The organism is Streptomyces sp. 2114.4, from assembly GCF_900187385.1.
In the GTDB taxonomy this organism is placed as follows: Bacteria; Actinomycetota; Actinomycetes; order Streptomycetales; family Streptomycetaceae; genus Streptomyces; species Streptomyces mooreae.
This window is the reverse complement of the sequence record NZ_FYEY01000001.1, coordinates 7901789-7921528: the sequence shown is the minus strand read 5'-3', so window position 1 is coordinate 7921528 and position 19740 is coordinate 7901789. Positions and strand designations below refer to the sequence as shown.

The window sequence follows — 19740 nt, the reverse complement described above, 5'->3', positions numbered from 1 at the left end:
CCGGTGGTGGGTCACCGGCCGCGGCCGGTGACGTAGTCACGCACTCGGTCCACCAGGCCCAGCCCGGGCGCCAGCAGCTTGTTGGCAGGCGGTGTGCTCGGCGCACCAGGATGGGGGCGGGTGGGAGCGCTCTTCTTCGCCTGGCGGACCTTGTTGCCCAGCTCCTCCAGGACATAGGGGTGCACGCCTTCGCGCAGACGGGTGAAGAGGTGGTTCTCTTCGTCGTCGACGTGGGCTCTCACCTCGGTGCGCAGCTTCACCACCAGCCGGTCGAAGTCGAGATCATCGGCTTCGCGCTGCTGGAGGTCGTTGAGGAGCTGTTCGACCCGGGCGTGATCGGCCAGTTCCTTGTCCGCCAGCGCTTCGCCGTCCTCCAGGTGCTCGCGCACCGCGGGGTAGAGGTACTGCTCCTCGGCGACGGAGTGCCGCACCAGCTCGATCGTCAGCGCATCCACCAGCCGTTTGCGGTCCTCGCCTCCGGGGGGAGAGTCTTGGAACTGCTCGAAGAGCTCCTCGACCTCACGGTGATCGGTCGTCAGCTCCGCAATCACATCGCCGCCATGCCCCACGGCACACCGCCTCTCACGTCGGCAGCCGGCCGCTCCGGCTGACGTCGCAACACCGGTTCCCGGACCGGCGAAACACCACACCGATGCGCGCCAAATTGCCCCGCTTGCCGAGCGCTGGGCGTGGCACGCGCGCCTTCGGCCCGGGAGGCGGGAGGATCATGGCGGGTGCGGTGCGCGCTGTGCCCCTCGTCCCGGCCGGTCTCTCACCGGCCGGCGGCCCTGTATCCGCCTCCCGATTCAGGGCGGCCGGCGGCACAGGGTCGACGCCAACGGCCGACGCGGCACCCGGCCAGTGGCACCCCGCGCTCAGGTGGGCGGCGGCCGGTGAGGTAGTCACGCATCCGGTCCACCAGCCCCAGGCCCGGCGCGAGCGCCTTGCCGGCCGGCGGTTCATCCGGGGCAGCGGGGTGCGGGCGGAGGGGGCGGTCTTCTTCGAGCGGCGGATGGTGATCTCGCCGTGCGCTGATGTGCCGGTTCGAGGGCACACTGCTGCGCAAAGCCGGCTGCGGAAACGTCGTCAGCATCGGCGCAGTCGACAACCTGAAGAATGCGAAGGGTTACCGCCCCGCTCTCGAAGACGCCCTCAGCGTCGAGGACAGCGCCGCCTGACCCGCTCAAACCCCGCTCGCAGGGCGCTCAGTACCCGCTCCGGCCCCGCCGGACGGAACTGGTGAGCGCCTGGTGCGTAGGGGAAAGCTCCTAGGTTCTGCCCGGCGGATCATGTGACCGTTTTGCCCCGGGCTCTGTCCTGTTCGTGAGGCAGGGCGGGGCGGGGCGGTCAGACGAACGATGAGTGGGCACGACTCGTACCGCGTGTACCAAAGAGCGGTCACCGGGTCAGGCGGTTGAGTATCAACGGAACGCTGGTCGACCACTCGCTGCGCGCATGGATGAGTACATCGAGGGACGGACGGTAGGCGCCAACTGCTGCGCCCGGAACGGAGTTGCCGTGCACTGCGCGATTGTGTTGGACCGAGTTATTTTCTGTTCATTCTGCAACCGTCCCGCTTTTGTTTCCGTCTATATCTGCAACCCCTTCCGTCCCACCGGGCACACAAGTCAGGGGGACGGATCCGAGGGGCGACCGATGTGTTACCCGTTGGAGGATTTGTGCGCAACCGAACCAGGAGCATGGTGGCAGGCGCTCTGGGAGCCGCCGTGGTCGCGGCCGCGGCCGGCGGCGCCATGGCAGCACCGACGGACGGCAACGGGCGGGGCCAGGACCAGCCCTCCACGAGTGCCGCCAAGCGGAGCAAGATCACCCAGGGCGACCTCGACGGCGACGGCTACGCGGACCTCGGCGTGGGAGCGCCCGAGGGCAGCGTCTCCGGGAAGTCCAAGGCGGGCTACGTGGCCGTGACCTACGGCGCCAAGGGTGGCGTCGACACCAAGCGGCACAGCACGCTGACGCAGGCCAGCGCGGGCGTGCCCGGCACCCCGGAGGCCAAGGACGGCTTCGGGTCGACCGTGGTGCGTGGCGACGTGGACGGGGACGGTTACGCCGACCTGGTCGTCGCCGCGAACAACGAGGCCATCGGCAGCACCACGCAGGCCGGTTCCGTTACGATCGTCTTCGGCTCCAAGAGCGGCTTGTCCCGCGACGCCATCGCCTTCCACGCGCCGAAGGTCGCCGCCAACGCGCACTTCGGCGACCAGATAGCCGTGGGCGACCACAACAAGGACGGCCTCAGCGACCTCGCCATCTCCGACGGCACGAAGGTGCAGCTCGTCAAGGGCGCGAAGAACCTGCGGCAGACCGCGACCCCGAAGATGACCAGCGTCACCCCGCCCGGCGGCGGCGTCAGCGTCGAACACCTGGCCTCCGGCGACATCAACGGGGACGGCTACACCGATCTCGTCACTGTCGCCTCCCAGGACTCGCCCTCCGACGAGGGCACGCTCGGCGTGCTGCCCGGCTCATCCGGGGGCCTGAAGAAGACGCCGCTGGGCAAGGGCATCCCACTGCCGTTCGCGCAGTACCGCCCTGTGGTCGGCGACATCAACGGCGACGGGAAGGAGGACGTCGTCACGGACACCGGCTTCTCGGACGGTCCGCAAGAGCAGAAGCTGCGCACCTACCCCGGCACCACCGACGGGCTCGACTCCGACAAGCCGGTGGACTGGAAGGGCAAGGCGCAGGAGGGCGAGGCTATCCGGCTCGCCGACTTCGACGGCGACGGCCACGACGACCTGGTGATCAGCAACACCGGCGCCGAGGCGCCCGGGGGCTACAACAACGCCGGTGCCATCAACGTGCTCAAGGGCACCGAGAACTGGTTGACCGACAAGGGGTCGCAGACCTTCTCGCTCGACACCGAGGGCGTCCCTGGCTCCATGGAGGGCAACGACAAGTTCGGTACGTCCGTCTCGCCGGCCGATTACAACGGTGACGGCAAGGCGGACCTGGCCGTGGGCATACCGAACCGCACCGAGGGCGTCGGCGCGGCGGCCCTGCTGTACGCGGGCACTGACGGACTGAGCGCCAAGGGCTCGTCACTCATCGACCCGAGTGACCTGGGTTCCCCGGCGACGAAGGGCCGCTTCGGCGCGGAGCTGACGAACCCGGCGAAGTAGGCCCGCACGCTGGGGCCTGTTCGGCAGATCACGTGCCTGCCGGCCGGTGGGCTCGTCGTCGCCGACATGGGGCGAGGTGATCTGACAGATGCCGAGTGGGAACGGCTGCGGCCGTTCCTGCCGGTCAAAAACCGGCGTTGTGGACGGTGGCGGGATCACCGGCATCGTTCGCCCTGGTGATATCGCTCCCCAGGCGTCGCTCGGTAGGCATCAGCTGCCACAGTTGGGGGATGAACGAAAACTTCTTGGCTCGACACCATGACCACTTGACTGCGTGGCTGAGGGATGGAGATGCCGAGAGCCTCAATGCATTCCTGGGCGCACACCACGCGTCCTTCGTGCTCGTGACGACAGAGGGAGCGCTCCTCGGCCTCGAGGCTCTGCGAGAATCCCTGCGTAGTGCGGGCGGCAGCCAGCCTGGCCTGTCGATCCAGGTCGAGGATGTCACCCGTATCACCCCCGAGGTGTACCGGTTCCAGGAGCACCACATCGTGGACGGCTCCGTCGTGGGCCTGCGGGTGGTGACTGCCGTGATGAAGGACGGGTTGCTGCTCAGCGTGCAGGAGACCGCCCGTCAGTAGCGGAACCAGCAGGCGTCACGCTTCAGCGTTATCGATCTCGCGTGGCGCGTACTCGTTCTACCACTCGCATTGCCTGCAACACCTCGCCGCCCGAGCCGGCATCCGAACGGCACGTCACGTCAGGTCAGGTCGCAACAGGGCAAACATCGCCTGATACGGCACTGACTACTCCCCCGTTTGCTGGACTGGACACTCAAAGCGCTGCCGGTGGGCAACTCGCCCGGCATGCCTCGGCATGCCTCGGGCCCTTGCAAGGGGCCGGATCGACGGGGCCAGCCCCCGGGGGATGGTGCGGTCGCACCAGTCGCACACCACCGTCACCAGAGCCCCGCGTCCTGAAGAACCCCGGCCGCCTCATCTGCGAATTCGAGCCAGTTGGGTTCCGTGACCGCTACCGGCGCACTGTCGAGTAGAAGTTCGCTGTTCAGAGGCTGAGACCGGTGATCGTCCGGATCGCACGGACCGCTTCCATCGTCCGGCTACCTGCCGCTGTCAGCAGCACACGGAAACCTGGCTCCTCCACACCCCCTTCCCCGCCATCCCGAGCTATCCAGGTAGCAAAAAGCAACTGCGATTGGCCTCGCCGCCCCCTGGACCCCGCTGTCACGGCCACGACGGGGAGGTCGGCCGCGAGCCCAGGCAAGATGACGGATCCATAGCGACGAACACTCCGGGCCCCTACGCGCTGCCCGGCGGCGCCAACCGCGGAGAGCTCCCTGCAGACGGCTGCGCCGACGGCCACGGCCCCCAGGCCGACTTGTTCTTGAGTACGGCTCCTTATGACCCGCCCTACGCCCCGCGCCGAGGAACTCGTCGACAGCAACCGGTGCCAGGCCTGCCGCCAGGACCGACTCGGCGTCATCACCGACTTCGCGGCCGCCCTGGACGCGCACCACTCGGCGATGTTCCATCGGGAGCGTCTGGCCCTGACCGAGGCAGGCACCAAGCACCAGCTGGAGGCCCGGACGAGGTCCCACGACACCCGGGCGGCAATCACCGCGCCCCCATCCGCCTGCGGGTCCTGGCCCCCGAGCTGGCCGACCTCGCCCAGCAGGCAGATGCCACGTACGCGCTGCGCAAGGCCATCGACCACACCGAGCTGGTCGCCCGGCGGCATGCGGCCAAGGAAGCACCGTCGCCTGCATCACCGCGGCCGCCATGCTACTGAACCCCAACAACCGCTGGCTGAGGGCGACCAGTGTCAGCGTCATGGCCGTCCGGTCCTGCCGGTCTCATACGCCGTACAACACTCGTGCGCCCGGGCAGTCGGGGCTCGGAGGAACGCGCCGATTTGCAGGGTATCGAGCACCGGTTTGCCTTCCACGCCACAACCACCGCCAAGAAGCGAAATGGTTCTGCCGTTTCGCGGATGTGGTGATCTCCTGCCGGTGGCGTCGGGGTTCTCCGGACGAGGTGCTGTCGACGAGCGTCCCGTTCATGTCGAACAGGGCGACTCTCCGGTCCGCGTTCATGAGATCCGCCTCCTTCGTGGCGCCGAGAGAGGGTGCTCTCGCCCGATCGAGAGGGGTGACGGCAACCCTGGTATCGCGTCGCCGGGACGCGATGGTGTCTCCCGTCAGTTGATGCGAGCCGGCGCCGAGCCTGTGCTGGCTGAACCCCGTGCCGGCCTTGCCCGCGTAGCGAAGGGCGCCGTCGTCCGCGTGGTAGCCGAGGAGCAGGGCGCCGAAGCCGATTCGGCTGCCAGTCAGTTCGGTGACCGGCTGCCCGCAGTTCCGAACGTGGGGAAGGTTGAGCAACGGACATTCGCGACACAGGCACTCAACGCCTCCTCAACTATTGACACACAAAGTATCCAAAGCGCTACCATCAGTCGTTGTAAGGGATGCGCAGCCGCGCAGCCCGACCCCCGACGCCTCTCATGCCCCACCCGCTACGGGTCCGCAAGCGCCCCGGAGCAGATCTGCTACCGGGGTTGGCCGAGGAGAAGGGGGCCGGGATGCATGACGGCTGGACCGGGGTCGCGATCGGGGTGATCGGAAGTGTGACGTTTGTAGTCACCTACGCCCTGCACGCGCTATCCGGACTGGCGGAGAGGACGGCCACGACCGTCCGGGCGCTGAAGTCCGCGAAGGCGGAAATCCAGCGCCCCGCCAAGGATGACAACGACACGGGCAACGACGTCCAGTAGTCGGGACGGCCCCCGCAAGCATCCCGCGGGGGCCGTCAACCCCGTTCTGGGCGCCTCAGCAGTTCTCATGGAGCGTCCTGCGTCGTGGGGTCGCCGCGCGAAGCTGTGCCCCAGCCACACCTGCCGTGAATGACTCAGCTTTCGATGGCACAGGGCACAGGAAAGCCTTCTGCCCCTACCTGTGGAGAACGCGGACTCGATGGGGTTCGTGGTGTGCAGGTGGAGCCAGTGTTCGGCGGGGAAGTAGAACGCCAGCAGCTGCGCCACCTGAGCTGTGAACTGGCGGCCCGGCGCCGGGAGATCGGCACCCGGTGGCGGCGGCTGACTGCAGGACGCCAGGCCCTGCTCGCCCTCGACCACCTCCGGTGCGGTGACACCTACGCGCAGCTTGCGGCCGGGTTCGGCATCGAGATAGCAACGGTCTACCACTACATCCGCGAAGCGATCGAGGTCCTGGCCGAGCTCGCGCCGACTCTCGACGACGTGATGGCGACGGCCCGCAGGAAGGCGTACGTGATCCCGGACGGCACCGTGCCGGCGATCGACCGGAAGCGCGCCCACCGTACGCCAGCAGCGGATCGAGGCGACCTTATCCATAGGTGGGTCCCGGATACCGCCTGGTGACTCGATGTCGCGCAAACCAGAGCTACTGCTGCTGCTTCCACTGCTCCTTGGTGATCTCGTACCGTACGTCTCCGTGCTCGGAACCCTCGATCATCTTCATGTCGGAGGGGGTGGGCGTGGTGTCCGTGAGCGTCATCCCGAGCTTCTCCATGATGTTGCGCGAACCGTGGTTCACGGACATCGTCTCAGCCCAGACCATGCGCACACCGAGCTCAGTGAATGCCTTCGCCAGCAAGGCTCGCGAGCCCTCGGTCGCATAGCCCTTGCCCCATGCCGCCTGTCGCAGTCGGTAGCCGAGTTCGACTTCGTCCACCGGGCCCTTTGGTTGTGGACGGGAGTGGAACCAGCCGATGAATGCACCGCCGTCCTTTTCGTGCGCGGCGAAGAGCCCGAGTGCGCCGTCCCACCGCTCGTAGCCGGCAAGGATGCGCGGCAGGTATTCCTCTCGGACGACCTGCGGCGCGGTCGGCTGGCCGCCGGTGAGGTATCGCATCACCACCGGGTCGCTGTCCAGCTCGATCAGGAGGTTGGCGTCGTCGGCAGTGAAGCGCCGCAGGACCAGACGTTCCGTCTCCAAATAGGTATCCATGAGTAGATCATGGCTGGATCAAGCCGGGCAGCCCAGCGGTTTCCCTCGGTACCTCGAGAACTCTGCTGCTCCAAAGGCCGCACTCCGACGCCCCGTAATCCCCTACGTCGCATGAACGCAACCTCGCCCCACTCAACGGTGAGCCTTCTCCGCTTGCGCGCTGACGTGAGAGTGGAACAAGTGCATGTACGGCGGTGGTTGTTGGCTGGCACGGCCCAGTGAATGCGGCGGCAAGGGTCAGCCTCAAGCCATGAGCCGACGGTGATAGATGAGGGCTGCGGCGATGCCGACGAAGGCGAGGAAGTGCTCGGCTTCGCGCTCGTAGCGGCGATGCAGACGTCGACAGCCGGCGAGCCAGGGGACCGTCCTCTCCACGGCCCAGCGGTAGCGGCCCAACCGCGTGGAGGACCCGATGCCCTTGCGGGCGATCCGGTGACGAATGCCCCTTTTACGAAGCCATCGGCGCAGGTGGTCGCAGTCGTAACCCTTGTCGGCGGGGAGCTTGGCTGGACGCCTCCGGCGCGGTCCACGCCGGGAGCGGATGGGCGGTATCCCGCGCACGAGCGGTTGCAGGGCAAGGTTGTCATGCATGGTGGCGCCGGCGATGCCCAGTGACAGGGGCAGTCCTTTCCGGTCCGTGACCAGGTGGATTTTCGATCCGCTCTTGCCACCGGGGGGGCGGGTTCGGTCCGGTCATTGGCCCCCTTTTGCCGCCCGGACACCAACGGTGTCGAGCCGGCGCCTTACCCGGCCTTTCCCGGACTCGCCGCCGCCCTTTGCTGCTACAGGCGCCTCGTCCGCCTCACGACGTAGGACAGGGTCTTAGGCGTTGAAGGCCACCCTGTGGTTCCAGTACAGGCAACCCACTCTCCCCGCCCCGGTTTCCCACCCCGCGCCCGGAACAGCTCGATTTGCTCTTGTGTGTCTCACTCACGCTTTGCAAGCCTGTCCGGGGTTCCCAATACAGGGGAGAGCGGAGGGGGTGGGCGGACGTGTCCGAGGAGCAGCTACCCGATCCTCGGCGAGCCAGGACACCAACGGAGTTCGTCCTGGTGATGCGGGTCATGAAGGACCTGTCCGGCCTGACGTACCGGCAGCTGGCCGTGCGCGCCGAAGAACGCGGGGACGTGCTCCCGGCCAGTACCCTTGCCGGTACGCTCAGCCGCGGCTCCCTTCCTCGCCCTGAGGTCGTGGAGGCTTTCGTCCGCGCCTGCGGTGGCTCTCCGGAGGACGTTGACCGCTGGCTGGGGGCCCACCGCGACCTGACCCGCGGCGGTCTTCATGCCACTGCCCCCGAGGACGCCACGGTGGCGGGCGACACTGACGCAAGCGGCGCTCACAAGGGGGAACCGCCCCCTGAAGGAGGGAAGGCTCCGGGGCCGAGGTGGTCGGCACGCGGTCGTCTCATCGGCAGCATCTCCTTGGCGCTGCTGGTCGTGGCCGGCGGGTCTCTGGCGGTCACGCGCCTTGTCGGGGACGAAACAGCTCAGGCGCATGTCGCCGGTGCGGCTTCTCCCTCCGCCACGCCCCGCCCTGCGCTGTCCGGTCCCCGGCCGGGCGTCTACCGCATCCGGTCCGCCGCCTCGTCGCTCTGCCTGTCCGAACGGGAGGGGGAGAGCGGCGGCCGCGTCTACCAAGCCACCTGCGCGAAAGCTGTCCCGGTCTACTCCGTGGAGCCGGTTGAAGACGGCGCCTACCGGATCCGCTCCCTCCACCCGGTCTTCGGCTACGGCTGCCTTGGTGTGACGGGCGGGAACCCCCGCGCAGGTGCCCAACTGATGGACGACTACTGCGGCCACCGCGGAAGCGCCGAACGTTTCCAGCTCCAGCCCGCCGGCCGCGCCCGCTACCGCCTTGTCCCCGCTCACACCGGCGCCTGCGCCTCGGTCCCCGGGGGCTCACCGACGGAATGGACCCCCGTGGTCCAGCTTTCCTGCCGCCCGGACGACCCAGGTCAGCTCTTCCTCTTCGACAGCCACCCCCCACCCACGGCCGTCCCCTCCATCACCAGCAACTGACCCGAACATGCGCCGACCTGACCATGCCCGCCCACCCGGCACGGAAGTCTCCTACCGCGGCTGCCTGGTCTCTGCACAGCGACCAGGCAGCCGCTCGACACCGTCTGGCTGCCCATCAAGTGTGTAGGCCACGGCGGTTCCGTCCTCGGCGTGCCGGTCGGCGGTGCCAGTGCGGGACGTGCGGCGCAGCGCGTTCCGCACTGGCGCGTCACTGGCCGCCGGGCCCCTTGCTCTCAGAAGTTGTACGGCTTCGTGGTGCTCCAGTTCAGCACGTCGGCCTCGTTCCAGCTGAACTGCGGCTTGGCGCCGCTGAGGGCGACGGAGTAGGAGGGGCCGGTGTGGCCGTCCGCGCCGCGCAGCGCGAGGGCGAACGACTGTGCCGTCTGGTGCTTCGAGCCGTAGTCGAAGAGGTTCACCGCGGTGTATGCCTTGCCGCCGGGCTGGAGCGTGAGGTGCTTGCCGCCGCCGGGGTAGTCCTTCTTCGAGTGCGGCAGTGCGGTGCCCTCGGCTTCGCCGAGCTTCACGGCCGGGTAGGAGGTGACCCAGCAGGGCTTGGTGCCCTTGTTCGTCGCGGTGACCAGCAGGTGGTCGCCCTGCTGCCCGGCGAACCGGTGCACCGCGGTGAGCAGCATCTCGTCGCCGCGGCACTGCCCGGCGGCGGCCGTGGTGCCCTTGCCCGCGACCTCGCCCGTCCCGCCCGAGGCGGTCGTCGAGCGCGCGCTCCCCTTGGTGTCACCGCCGCCGTTGGCCTGCTCCGCGCCGCCCGTGCCGCCCCCGCCGGACGCGGACTGGCTCTGCGCGCTGCCGGCGGCGTTGTCGCCACCCGCCGCCTTCGTACCGCCGTCGGCGCCGTTGCAGGCGGTCAGGCCCAGCGCCAGCGCGGCGGTGACAGCGGCCAGGGCGGCGCTACGAATCCGGGACGTACGCATATCGGGTTCCCCCTGCATCTCGTGCGGGAGTCGCCTTGGCCCTTCCCGCGGTGTGCACACCACTCTTCCCGGGGGCACTGACGTTCCGTGAACGCCTCACTCACGTCCCGCTAACACACCGCGCGCGAACGGGTGAGGCCGAGCCTCCGGCGGCTCAAACTCCCCACCATGAATCCGGCGCACCCACACGCGACCCGAACAGTCTCACCTACCCCGAGGCCACCACCGACCGGCACCACCGACCGCGCTCAACCGGCCAAGTGCCACACCCCACTGGCCAACCAAACGCCCATCGCAGCACTGCGCCGAAGCACGGTAAGCGTCCCCTGCGGCGCCGGCCGGGCAGAGCACCATGATTGTCACGGCGCGGCATGCTGTCTGTCAGCAGCAGTGCGCACAGCACAATCGCTGCCACCGGCTCCGGCGCTCCGCCAACCGCTTCAGCCAGCTCAGCCGGCTCAGCGCCCCGACGGACAAAAGCCCTGTCAGAACCCGTGTGCCGGGCCACGACGGACGTCGCTTCAACCGGTGACAGACCGACCACGTCCCCGGCCCTCTCCTTCTCCCCCGCCGCGTCCACCGTCCGGTCCTTCTTCGCCACGTACCCTCCCGGATGATCGACAGCTGTCCGTCAGGGATTTGGATACCAGGCCATCAAAAGGGGTTGCGAAGCGAGAACCTGATGCGTTTCAGGTGACCTCAGGTGACTGCCGGGAACCGCACCCGCCCTACCGACCCGCCCACCGTCGCAGGACACCACACACCACGGTTCCGGACCAGCCTCCAGCACCGCGCACCCCATCCGGAAGCGAACAAGCAGGCGGGGCAGACCGCGGGGGGCAGAGCCTGGGGCATGCGGCCAATGCAGCCGCCGACAGTGCCAGCAGTGAAAAGCAGGACGCCAGCACATGACCAACAGAAGCACCGTGTTTCGGCCAACCTCCTTTACCCAGGCCGCCCTTGCGGGACAACGCTCCAGGCACCGCACGCCTTCACGCGACCGACCATCCACGCACCTCCAGACCGACCGAAAAACATGTGTTCGAAAGCAGCAGGTGCGTCGTTGAGCCCGGCAAAGCACCGTCACACCCCCCAAACCGTCACACCCCCAAGGAGTCACCTTGACCAAACCCGGCCCAGCCCACCAGCAGCCTCAAGGAGGCAAGGACACGGATGCGGAAATCTCGGATGCGGAACGCGAGCTGTACGGCGGCCGGCTGCGCTACGACCAGGCCTACGTACAGCACGAGGGCCCGCTGATCCGGCTGTCGTTCGCACACATGGCGGCCGCCCTGCCGCGCATGATGGGCATGGTGCTGCGCACCGGCCGGCAATCGGACCGGCGGGCACTGGCCGGGGTGGTCATAGCTCAGCTCGGGCAGGGAGTGACGTCCGCCTGGGGGCTGGTCGCGGTCAATGGCGCCCTCACCGAGCTGTTCGCGAGCGGCCCGACCGGGGACAAGCTGCGCGACGCCCTGCCGTCCCTGCTCATGCTGGGCGCAACCGCAGTGGCGGCGGCACTGCTGTCGGCATGGTCCACGGCGATGTCGGGCCGGCTGGAGCCTCAGGTGGAGCGCGCGGTGTCCGGCCGGTACTACGCGGCGGTGACCGGCGTCGAGCTGGAGGCTACCGAGCGGCCGGAGGTACAGCGGCAACTGGAGGCAGGGAAGTTCGGGACGGACTCGGCGCGGAGCATGCTGCGGCTGTCGGTGGGCGTGGGCAACGTGCTCATCGCCATGATCGCCGCAGCGGGCGTTCTGGCGGCACTGCACTGGACGCTGTTGCCGATGCTGCTGGCAATCGCCCTCCCCAAAGGCTGGGGCGCCGTGCGCTCAGCTCGCCGCGAGTACGTCTCGCGCCTGCACTGGGTCGATCACCGGCGAGCCATCGCGTCGCTGCTGGCATACCTGACGCGCCCCCATGCCGCCGGAGAGATCCGCGTGCACGCGGCCGGGACGAAACTGCTGGCCGGATACGAGGAGATGTCCCGTCAGACGGAGGCCGAGCAGCGCAGGCTGGCCCGAGCGCAGGCGGGCACCGACCTGGTCGCCGGCGCTTTCGCCGGTCTTGCCTCGCTGTCCTGCTACGGGCTGCTGTGGTGGCTGCTGACGAGCGGCGGCCTGCCGCTCGCCGTAGGCGGGACAGCCGTCATCGCCATCCGCACCTCCACTGCCCGCCTGACCTCGCTCGTCCAGCAAGTCAATCGGCTCTACGAGGAGTTGCTGTTCCTCACGGACACCGAGACCGCCATCGAGGTGGCCGCGGAACACGCGATCCCGCCGGCTGGCACGGCGCTGCCGCCCGCCGTGGACCGCGTGCGCGTGCAGGATGTCTCGTTCACCTATCCAGGGGCCGACAGCCCCGCGCTGAAGGGGGCGAGCGTGACCGTGCGCCGGGGCGAGGTGACGGCCCTGGTAGGGGCGAACGGCTCCGGCAAGACCACCCTGACGAAGGTACTGGCCGGCCTGCTGCTCCCCGCCGAGGGACAGGTGTGGTGGGAGAGCGACGACGGCGCCCGGCTCGAACTGCGCGAGGCGCGCCGCTGCGACATCTTCGCCTCGGTGGGACTCCTCGCGCAGGACTTCCCGCGGTGGGAGATGACCGCGGCTGCGAACGTGGCGATCGGCGCCGGGGACCGCCCCCGTGACATGGGCCGGATCCGTGAGGCGGCGCAGGACGCCAACGTGCTCCCGCTCATCGAAAGCCTCCCCCACGGATGGGACTCGATCGTCTTCAAAGGCTACGAGCGCGGAGTCCAGCTCTCCGGCGGGCAGTGGCAAAAAGTCGGCACCGCTCGGAGTTTGTACCGCCGGGCGCCGTTCCTGCTCGTCGACGAGCCCACCTCCGCTCTCGACCCGCACGCGGAGATCGCCGCGTTCGAAGGCCTGTGGTCCCTCGCCGGGCAGGGCCACGCCGTTGTCCTGGTGACCCACCGCCTCGCCGCGACCGCGAACGCCGACCGGATCTACGTCCTCGAGCAGGGACGTGTCGTCGAAGAAGGCACGCACACCGAACTCATGGCGCACCAGGACGGCGTTTACCGCGGCATGTACATCGCTCAGGCAGCTCAGTTCGGGCTCTCCGCCGCAGCCGCCACAGCGCTGCCTGCTACCCGCCGCCCATCGGCACCCGCCGAGGGGGACCTCGTGTGACGTCGCGCTCTGCCGTGCCGGCTTGCTGATCAGCAGTCCGCCTTGCGACTGCCCCATCGACCGAGAGGTGACGACATGCCCCCTCTCGCTCCTGTATCCGTGCGACAGCCGAGGCCTACCTCGCCCGGCATCCCGACGAAAGGATGACATCGACGCCGGCCCAGCCAAGAGACAGCCTCGACACCAGCACTTTGACTTCCGCTTCGCCGCCTCCCTCACGGCCGAGCAGCACTCGCCGCTCACGCTGCAGGACAAAGAGGTCGCCGGCGGCAGCTTCGCCAGGAAGCAGTAAACGGCCGAGCCCCGATTGGCTTCGTTCACGTCAGACAGCAGCCGTATGGCCGCCTGTGCTCGTAAGGATGGCGGTCGTGCGGGTGGTGGGGGTCAGTGGGCCTTGTCAGCCGGCCGATGGGGTGAGGGTGGTGCGGTCGAACGGGCCACCGTGCGCGGCGGCATACGCGATGGCGTCGTTGACGGCATCGAGGCCGAATGACCGGACCCGTTCGGGGGCGAGATCCAGAGTGCCCGAGGCGAGGAGCCGGATGATGCCGACATTGGCTGTGCGCGGGTACATCCACTGCCCGCGCACGGTGATCGAGTTGCGCATGATCCATGGGTACGGGAGTGCGAGGTCGTCGCCACCGAGCATGCCGACGCCGCCCATGAGGACGACGCGGCCGTACTCGCGCACGGTCATGGCCGCCGCGCGCGACGCCGAGCTGGGTGCGCTCGGCGGGAGCAAGTCGATCACCATGTCGATCGGGCCGTCGGCCCCCGCGGACATCGCCGCGCGATCGGTGGCCTCGTCTCCGGTCAGCGAGACCGGGCGCAGACGCGGACCGAACCGGTCGGCGAGGAGGTCGAGGGCGGCCTGGTTGCGGCCCGGGGCGACCACGCGGCCCGCTCCCATCGCGAACGCGACCGCGACCGCGCTGCTGCCGAGATTGCCGGTGGCCCCGCTGACGAGCAGCGTCTCACCGGCTGCGAGCCCGCCTGCCAGCAGCCCGCCGTAGGAGATGGCGTGCACGGTGAGTGCGGCCCAGCGGGCCGGATCGTCGCCTGCCACGGTGGGCAGCGGGAAGACGTTCTCCGTCGGGACCCGCATGAGTTCGGCGAACGAACCGTCGTGCAGGTACCGGGCGAGCCGCGCGCCGCCCTCGCCGCGCGAGCTCCAGCCCTGGAGCGTGATGTCGGGCGTCAGGGCGTCGTCCCGCGAGCGCACCGTCGAGTCGCACCACACCAGGTCGCCGATGCGCAGCCGGGTGGCGTCCGGGCCGACGTGGATGATCCGCCCCACACCGCCGACACCGGGCACGACAGGAGGGACAAGGGGGTAGTTGCGCTTGCCACCGAAGACTTCGGCGGCATAGGGCGCCACGCCGGCGGCGAGGACCTCGACCACCACCTCACCGCCCCCGGCCTCGGGGTCGGGTACCTCCCGCACCGCGAGCGGGGCGCCGAACTGCGTCAGAACTGCTGCTCGCACGTGATGACCTCCGTGTTCGTCCGTGCTCGTGGGATCGACACTAGGAGCTGGGTGAACATGCGGGAAGCGATGATCTGGCATCTGTGGTATGCGTATGCCGCATGGACATCTCCAGCGCGGGACTGCGGGTCCTGCGGCAGATTGCCGAGTCCGGCAGCTTCACCGCGGCAGCTGCCCGGCTCGGCTACACGCAGTCGGCCGTCTCACGCCAGGCCGCAGCCCTCGAACGCAGCGCCGGCAGCGCCCTGTTCGAACGCCGCCCGGACGGGGTACGGCTCACTCCTTCCGGCTTGACGCTGCTGCGGCACGCTCACGCGGTCCTGGCCTCGCTCACAGCGGCTGAGCGTGAGCTCGCCGGCACCGTCCCGCGGACCGAACTGGTGCGGCTCGGGGTAGTCCTGAGCGCGGGCGCGGCGGTCCTGCCGGCCGCACTCGCACACCTCGCGGCGGCCGACCCGCAGATCACGGTCACCACCAGCGAGGGCACCACGCCTACTCTGATCCGGGCGCTTCGCGCGGGCTCGCTCGACCTCGCCGTGCTGACGTCGCGCCCACCCCACCGCCCCTTCGACGGCGACTCGCCGCGCCTGCACGTCGAGACCGTCGCGGACACCGAACTGGTCGTGGCAGTGCCCTCGACCGGAGAGTTCGCAGGACGCACCACGGTGCACGTCGACGAGCTGGTCGCCGCCGCGTGGATCGCCACCCCGTCATCGAGCTCCGAGCCGCTGCTCGGCGTCTGGCCCGGCCTGCCCGGACGGCCGCGCATCATCCACTCCGCACGCGACTGGCTGACGAAGCTCCATCTGGTCGCCGGCGGCTTCGGCGTGACGACGGTGCCGTCCGGGCTCTCACGGGTGCTGCCGCCCGGGGTGAGCCTGCTGCGTGTCGACGGCGCACCCCCCGAGATCCGCAGGGTGCTCGTGGCACGCCTCCCCGGCCACCCCGCCCCGGCGATCACGACCGTCAGCCGAGCGATCACTTCGACCGCCTGAACCGCCGCCAAGGCCGCGTTCGATCGCGTACACCCCTTTCCCCTCACGGGTGGGCACCGCGGTCATCGTCGGCCTGTTCTTCGCGGTACTGGCGATCGGCCTCGCCGTCGTCACGGCCCCGCACCAACTCCTCGTGCCACGCGACCACGCATAACGGCTGCCGGCAGCCAGCCTTCCGCCGAGGTGCGGCGCAGGCCAGGATGGTGGCCACCAATTTGAGATCGATCAAGGAAACGCGCAACGAGAGTGTGGCGCTGCGCACCCGTCAGGCGTCGAAGTGACGGCGCGCGTCCTCGATGTGACCGAGGTACTGGTGAGTCCAGCCGCAGATGGCGTCAACCGTGGCGCGCAGGGCCCGGCCCGGTGTGCTTGTGGGGGGCCATGGCGGCGAGGAAGTCGGCTTCGCTCAGCCGGTTTCGGCGCCGGGGCCGGGGCGGGCCGCGGGGGCCGGAGCGGGCCGCCGGGGCCGGGGCGGGCCGCCGGGGTCGGAGCGGGCCGCCGGGAAGACTGGTCCGCTGTCGAACGGCCCACCGCGCGTGACCACTGATCCGAGTGTTCCCTCACCCTGGGCGTGCCCTTCGCGTTGCGGTTGTTACAGATTGACGCCGCCGGTGACGTCGATCTTGGCGCCGGTGATCCAGCGAGCGTCGTCGGAGGCCAGGAATGCGACCGCGTCGGCGATGTCCGGGATCTGGCCGATGCGGCCGAGGGCGGTCAGGCTGATGTTGCGCTCCAGGTTCGCGGGGTCGGCCAGCGCTGCGGCGGTCATGTCGGTGCGGGTGAATCCGGCGATGACGGAATTCACGGTGATGGCGCGGGGGCCGAGGTGCTTGGCCAGGGTGTGGCTGAAGACTTCGAGCGCGCCCTTGGTGAGCGGATAGCCGATGCCGTGAGCGGAGGCGATACGGGTGGAGACGGATGAGATGTTGATGATCCGGCCACCGTCGCGCAGTCGTGGCAGCAGCCGCTGGGTGAGGAAGAACGGTGCCTTGATGTTGACCGCCACCATCTGGTCGAACTCCTCAGGGGTGAGAACTTCGATCGGTCGCCCCATGAGGTTGAGCCCCGCGTTGTGCACCAGGATGTCGACCGCCGGTTCCCCGTGGGCGCGCAGTCCGGCCTCCAGGCCGGCCATGAGTGTGTCCACGTCGCCGGGAACACCCAGTTGGGCGCCCACGAGGAAGGCCCGGCCGCTGGCCTCGGCGATGGCTGCAACGGTCTCCTCGGCCGCCGCCTCGTTGCTGCCGTAGTGTACGGCGACCAGGGCGCCGTCCCGGGCCAGACGCTCGGCGATGCCTCGCCCGATGCCCCGGCTGCTGCCGGTGACCAGTGCGACCTTGCCACTGAGGTTTCCCATGCGCACTCCTTGATCGTGTTCCGCGACACCTCCACATAAATAAGGCCAGCCTAACCTAAGTTTTATGTTCATTTCGTCCCCGGGCCGGCGCCACTTCTCGGCCGCGGACCGCGCTTCTCCGGCTGGATGCGCTTCCACGGTGGCCAGTTGGGGTCGGGTCGAAGGGGCGTGGCTCCTGGGCGGCCTCGGCGATTGCCAGCATCTGCTGGTCGTGACGACGCGTTCGCCTCGCGCGGGTCACCGGAGGTGATCTGCCCGCATCCGGCGCCGACCGTGCGGTCGGCGATGAAGGAGCCCTCGTGCGTCATGAACTGTCGGCTACTGAAAGGGAGTTCGTCCGGCAGCTGCCTCCTGAGGCCTTGCGGGGACGCAAGCGGCTGGATGACCGCACCGTGCTCAACGGGATCGTGTGGAAGCTCCGTGCCGGCACGGCCTGGCGGGATGCTCCTGAGCGGTACGGTCCATGGGCGCGCCACACACCCGCTCCCGGCGCTGGGCCCTGGACGGCACGTTCGAGCGGATGCTCCGGGCCGCCCAGGCCCGGGCGGACACGGCCGGCGACATCGACTGGCTCGTGACCGGCTCCGGCGCGGCCGCGGCGGGCAAGTGCGCTTCCGACGCTGCCCGCAGTGGGCTGAGGCGGGCCACCGCCTCGCCCACGCCGCCGGCATCGAATTCCCCGGGCGACGGGCACGGCTGCCGCCGGGGCGCCGTCCAGGCCCAGCTTTCCTTGGGCCTGGCCCCGCCATGGATTCCAGCCCCGCTACGGCCCTGCGGGACGGACGTGTCCGGTAATCCGCTACGGGCGCGGGGTGCGCGCCTCGATCCGGTGGCCGAAGGCGGTACCGCCGACGCCGACCGTGGTCACCCCGCCGTCAACGGTGAGGACGGCCCCGTTGACGTAGGACGCGGCGGGCGACAGCAGCCAGTCGATCGCCTCGGCGACCTCCTCCGGATCACCCGGCCGCCCGGCGGGAGTCAGCCGGTTCGCCTCCTCGTACGCCGCCTCGGCGCCACCCGCCAGCCCCGCCTCCGCCGCGAACCGCGCCATCCGTTGGTCGGCCATCTCCGTACGCACCCAGCCCGGGCACACCGCGTTGGCCCGCAGCCCCTGCGGCCCGTAGTCGACGGCGAGGGAGCGGCAGAGGTGGAGCAAACCCGCCTTGGACGTCGCATAGGCGGCGTTGCCGGCGCTGTTGCGGAGCGCACCGACCGAGGCCACCGCTACCACCGCGCCGCGGGCCGCCAGCAGATGCGGCAGCGCGGCACGCAGCAGCAGGAACGGGCCGGTGAGGTTGGTCCGTATCAGCTCTTCCCAGTCCTCGACCGTGGTGTCGCCGACCGCACCGCCCCGCCCGATTCCGGCGTTGAGCACCACACCGTCGAGTCTCCCGTAGGCCGTCACCGCCGTCTCAACGAGCTCGCGCACGGCCTCGGGGGCGGCGGCGTCGGAAGGGTGGGCCAGCGCTCCGGTCTCCTCAGCCACCCGGCGCAGTGGCTCCGGCCGTCGCCCCGAGATCACGACCTGGTGCCCGGCGGTGCACAGCAGCCGCGCGGTGGCGGCCCCGATTCCCGTTCCCCCGCCCGTTACCAGGACAACACGCTGTTCCGACATGCTCGTTCGCCTCCGAAGGTGGTCAGCTTCCGGCTCCCCGCACTGTGAGCATACGAAGCACCGGCACCGCGGGGGCCGACCGGGTGCCGCTGCCGTCGGCACCGGGGCTGGGCGCGGGGCAGGGAACCACCACGGCGAAAGGCAGCGGCCAACAAGCGGCGATTAATGATCGGTGGAACGGTGTGACGGCGCAGACTTGCGGCAGAAGCACGCCGCATCCGGACAGTCCTCTCGAGCTGTCTCGGAGAGAGCCTTGCCGAACGGAGCCCGATCCGGACGACTTACGCGGCTCCCGGGCCGGATCGCCCGGCTGGGCGGTGAGGCTGGATGACGGACTCCATCCAGACGGCCAAGGCCCCGAAACGCACCTCCCCGGATCTGCGCCGCCTCGTCGGCAGCGAGCGCGCGAGCCTGTCCGGATCGGCGGTCCGCACTGTCGGCCTTCCCACCCTGGCCGTGCTGGAGCTCCACGCCTCCACCACCCGGATCGCCGCGCTCGCCTTCCTCGGACAGCTACCGAGCGCCGTCGTGGCGCTCCCGGCGGGTGCGCTCTCGGACCGGTATCCCAGGCGCCCGCAGATGATCGCCGCGGACCTCACCTCGGCCGGAGTCCTCGCGACCATCCCGGCCGCCGCCCAGCCGTCGCGCCGCCCGAGGTCCGCCGCGGCCTACAAGCTCGGATACCGCACCACCGGCACCGACTGCTCCCCCAGCGCCGTCGCGCTCGCTGCCGCCCAGAACGCAGGGCCCGGACCTGGACCGGTATGGCGGTGCGCCGACGTCACCACCGACGCCCTCACGGCACCACCGGAGCCCGCGTACGCGGTGATCACCCGCCGCCTGGTCCTACCGGTGGCTGGACGACAAGACGGCCTCCCTCTACTGCGTCCGCCAACTCCTCGCGCCCGGCGGGACGTTCTGGGTGGTCACCGAGACCGCCGGCCGCCGCAAGGACACCGGCCCCCGCCAGTGCCTCGGGATCAACCCCGCCGAGGCCAAGACCCTCACCTCGGGCTGGTCCTCCGTCCGGACCGCCGACCTCGACGTGCTCCGCTGCTACGCCCTGCGCCCCTGACCCCGCCCCGCTTTCCGATGGAGGACT

General features: G+C 69.7%; 16 protein-coding genes and 4 pseudogenes. 10 read left to right on the top strand and 10 right to left on the bottom strand.

What is annotated here, in order from left to right:
• Positions 1–11 precede the first annotated feature (11 nt).
• A complete protein-coding gene (locus CFW40_RS34980; protein WP_088801770.1) occupies positions 12–569 on the bottom strand; it encodes a hemerythrin domain-containing protein in 558 nt (185 codons plus the stop codon).
• 317 nt (positions 570–886) lie between these two features.
• Positions 887–1011: pseudogene (locus tag CFW40_RS38575) on the bottom strand (hemerythrin domain-containing protein); the annotation flags it as partial.
• Positions 1012–1034: 23 nt separating this feature from the next.
• On the opposite strand from CFW40_RS38575, the gene CFW40_RS37445 reads away from it, so the two are divergent.
• The 3 genes from CFW40_RS37445 (at position 1035) to CFW40_RS34965 (ending at position 3724) form a co-directional block, all read left to right on the top strand.
• Entirely contained in the window at positions 1035–1178 is a 144-nt protein-coding gene (locus CFW40_RS37445) for a hypothetical protein (protein ID WP_176956279.1), read from the top strand.
• Positions 1179–1700: 522 nt separating this feature from the next.
• The gene (locus CFW40_RS34970; RefSeq protein WP_088801769.1) at positions 1701–3143 is read left to right on the top strand and encodes an FG-GAP-like repeat-containing protein; all 1443 of its coding nucleotides are present in this window, start codon (positions 1701–1703) and stop codon (positions 3141–3143) included.
• Positions 3144–3373: 230 nt separating this feature from the next.
• Positions 3374–3724, top strand: a complete 351-nt coding sequence (locus CFW40_RS34965) for a hypothetical protein (RefSeq protein WP_088801768.1) — start codon at positions 3374–3376, stop codon at positions 3722–3724.
• A gap of 1232 nt (positions 3725–4956) precedes the next feature.
• Here CFW40_RS34965 and CFW40_RS39090 read toward each other — a convergent pair.
• Complete coding sequence (locus CFW40_RS39090; RefSeq protein ID WP_088801767.1) at positions 4957–5481, bottom strand: hypothetical protein; 525 nt, start codon at positions 5479–5481, stop codon at positions 4957–4959.
• 200 nt (positions 5482–5681) lie between these two features.
• Between CFW40_RS39090 and CFW40_RS37440 the strand changes: the two genes are divergently transcribed.
• Together CFW40_RS37440 and CFW40_RS34945 are read left to right on the top strand one after the other, a co-directional pair.
• On the top strand, positions 5682–5873 hold the full coding sequence (locus CFW40_RS37440) for a hypothetical protein (protein ID WP_088801766.1): 192 nt from the start codon (positions 5682–5684) through the stop codon (positions 5871–5873).
• Between the two features lie 219 nt (positions 5874–6092).
• Positions 6093–6437 (top strand): annotated as a pseudogene (locus CFW40_RS34945) (transposase family protein); the annotation flags it as partial.
• 82 nt (positions 6438–6519) lie between these two features.
• Here the strand turns inward: CFW40_RS34945 and CFW40_RS34940 are convergent.
• Entirely contained in the window at positions 6520–7086 is a 567-nt protein-coding gene (locus CFW40_RS34940) for a GNAT family N-acetyltransferase (RefSeq protein WP_088801765.1), read from the bottom strand.
• A 243-nt stretch (positions 7087–7329) separates the two neighbouring features.
• A pseudogene (locus CFW40_RS34935) lies at positions 7330–7818 on the bottom strand (IS5 family transposase); the annotation flags it as partial.
• A gap of 260 nt (positions 7819–8078) precedes the next feature.
• Between CFW40_RS34935 and CFW40_RS34930 the strand changes: the two are divergent.
• Entirely contained in the window at positions 8079–9104 is a 1026-nt protein-coding gene (locus tag CFW40_RS34930; RefSeq protein WP_143034506.1) for an XRE family transcriptional regulator, read from the top strand.
• 233 nt (positions 9105–9337) lie between these two features.
• On the opposite strand, the gene CFW40_RS34925 is transcribed toward CFW40_RS34930, so the two are convergent.
• On the bottom strand, positions 9338–10033 hold the full coding sequence (locus CFW40_RS34925) for a DUF4232 domain-containing protein (RefSeq protein ID WP_088801763.1): 696 nt from the start codon (positions 10031–10033) through the stop codon (positions 9338–9340).
• A 1121-nt stretch (positions 10034–11154) separates the two neighbouring features.
• Between CFW40_RS34925 and CFW40_RS34920 the strand changes: the two genes are divergently transcribed.
• Positions 11155–13185, top strand: coding sequence for an ABC transporter ATP-binding protein (locus tag CFW40_RS34920; RefSeq protein WP_088801762.1), 2031 nt, complete (start codon positions 11155–11157; stop codon positions 13183–13185).
• Between the two features lie 397 nt (positions 13186–13582).
• Here CFW40_RS34920 and CFW40_RS34915 read toward each other — a convergent pair whose 3' ends face one another.
• Positions 13583–14671, bottom strand: a complete 1089-nt coding sequence (locus tag CFW40_RS34915; protein WP_176956280.1) for a zinc-binding alcohol dehydrogenase family protein — start codon at positions 14669–14671, stop codon at positions 13583–13585.
• Between the two features lie 101 nt (positions 14672–14772).
• Between CFW40_RS34915 and CFW40_RS34910 the strand changes: the two genes are divergently transcribed.
• Positions 14773–15666: a LysR family transcriptional regulator gene (locus CFW40_RS34910; RefSeq protein ID WP_088801761.1), complete on the top strand. Its 894-nt coding sequence runs from the start codon at positions 14773–14775 to the stop codon at positions 15664–15666.
• 265 nt (positions 15667–15931) lie between these two features.
• On the opposite strand, the pseudogene CFW40_RS38560 reads toward CFW40_RS34910, so the two are convergent.
• Both CFW40_RS38560 and CFW40_RS34900 read right to left on the bottom strand, forming a co-directional pair.
• A pseudogene (locus CFW40_RS38560) lies at positions 15932–16039 on the bottom strand (transcriptional regulator); the annotation flags it as partial.
• 219 nt (positions 16040–16258) lie between these two features.
• Positions 16259–17023: an SDR family oxidoreductase gene (locus CFW40_RS34900; RefSeq protein ID WP_088801760.1), complete on the bottom strand. Its 765-nt coding sequence runs from the start codon at positions 17021–17023 to the stop codon at positions 16259–16261.
• A 299-nt stretch (positions 17024–17322) separates the two neighbouring features.
• Between CFW40_RS34900 and CFW40_RS39085 the strand changes: the two genes are divergently transcribed.
• Positions 17323–17601, top strand: a complete 279-nt coding sequence (locus CFW40_RS39085) for a transposase (RefSeq protein WP_371127031.1) — start codon at positions 17323–17325, stop codon at positions 17599–17601.
• Positions 17602–17822: 221 nt separating this feature from the next.
• Here the strand turns inward: CFW40_RS39085 and CFW40_RS34890 are convergent, their stop codons facing one another.
• Positions 17823–18638, bottom strand: coding sequence for an SDR family NAD(P)-dependent oxidoreductase (locus CFW40_RS34890; RefSeq protein ID WP_088801759.1), 816 nt, complete (start codon positions 18636–18638; stop codon positions 17823–17825).
• A gap of 922 nt (positions 18639–19560) precedes the next feature.
• On the opposite strand from CFW40_RS34890, the gene CFW40_RS37435 reads away from it, so the two are divergent.
• The gene (locus CFW40_RS37435) at positions 19561–19713 is read left to right on the top strand and encodes a hypothetical protein (RefSeq protein WP_176956281.1); all 153 of its coding nucleotides are present in this window, start codon (positions 19561–19563) and stop codon (positions 19711–19713) included.
• Positions 19714–19740: the final 27 nt, after the last annotated feature.

What these genes read in the sequence shown, in the direction of transcription:
- CFW40_RS37445 (WP_176956279.1), top strand. Translation starts at nt 1,035, where the DNA reads ATGTGCCGGTTCGAGGGCACACTGCTGCGCAAAGCCGGCTGCGGAAAC.
- CFW40_RS34970 (WP_088801769.1), top strand. Translation starts at nt 1,701, where the DNA reads ATGGTGGCAGGCGCTCTGGGAGCCGCCGTGGTCGCGGCCGCGGCCGGC.
- CFW40_RS34965 (WP_088801768.1), top strand. Translation starts at nt 3,374, where the DNA reads ATGAACGAAAACTTCTTGGCTCGACACCATGACCACTTGACTGCGTGG.
- CFW40_RS37440 (WP_088801766.1), top strand. Translation starts at nt 5,682, where the DNA reads ATGCATGACGGCTGGACCGGGGTCGCGATCGGGGTGATCGGAAGTGTG.
- CFW40_RS34940 (WP_088801765.1), bottom strand. Translation starts at nt 7,086, where the DNA reads ATGGATACCTATTTGGAGACGGAACGTCTGGTCCTGCGGCGCTTCACT.
- CFW40_RS34925 (WP_088801763.1), bottom strand. Translation starts at nt 10,033, where the DNA reads ATGCGTACGTCCCGGATTCGTAGCGCCGCCCTGGCCGCTGTCACCGCC.
- CFW40_RS34910 (WP_088801761.1), top strand. Translation starts at nt 14,773, where the DNA reads ATGGACATCTCCAGCGCGGGACTGCGGGTCCTGCGGCAGATTGCCGAG.
- CFW40_RS34900 (WP_088801760.1), bottom strand. Translation starts at nt 17,023, where the DNA reads ATGGGAAACCTCAGTGGCAAGGTCGCACTGGTCACCGGCAGCAGCCGG.
- CFW40_RS34890 (WP_088801759.1), bottom strand. Translation starts at nt 18,638, where the DNA reads ATGTCGGAACAGCGTGTTGTCCTGGTAACGGGCGGGGGAACGGGAATC.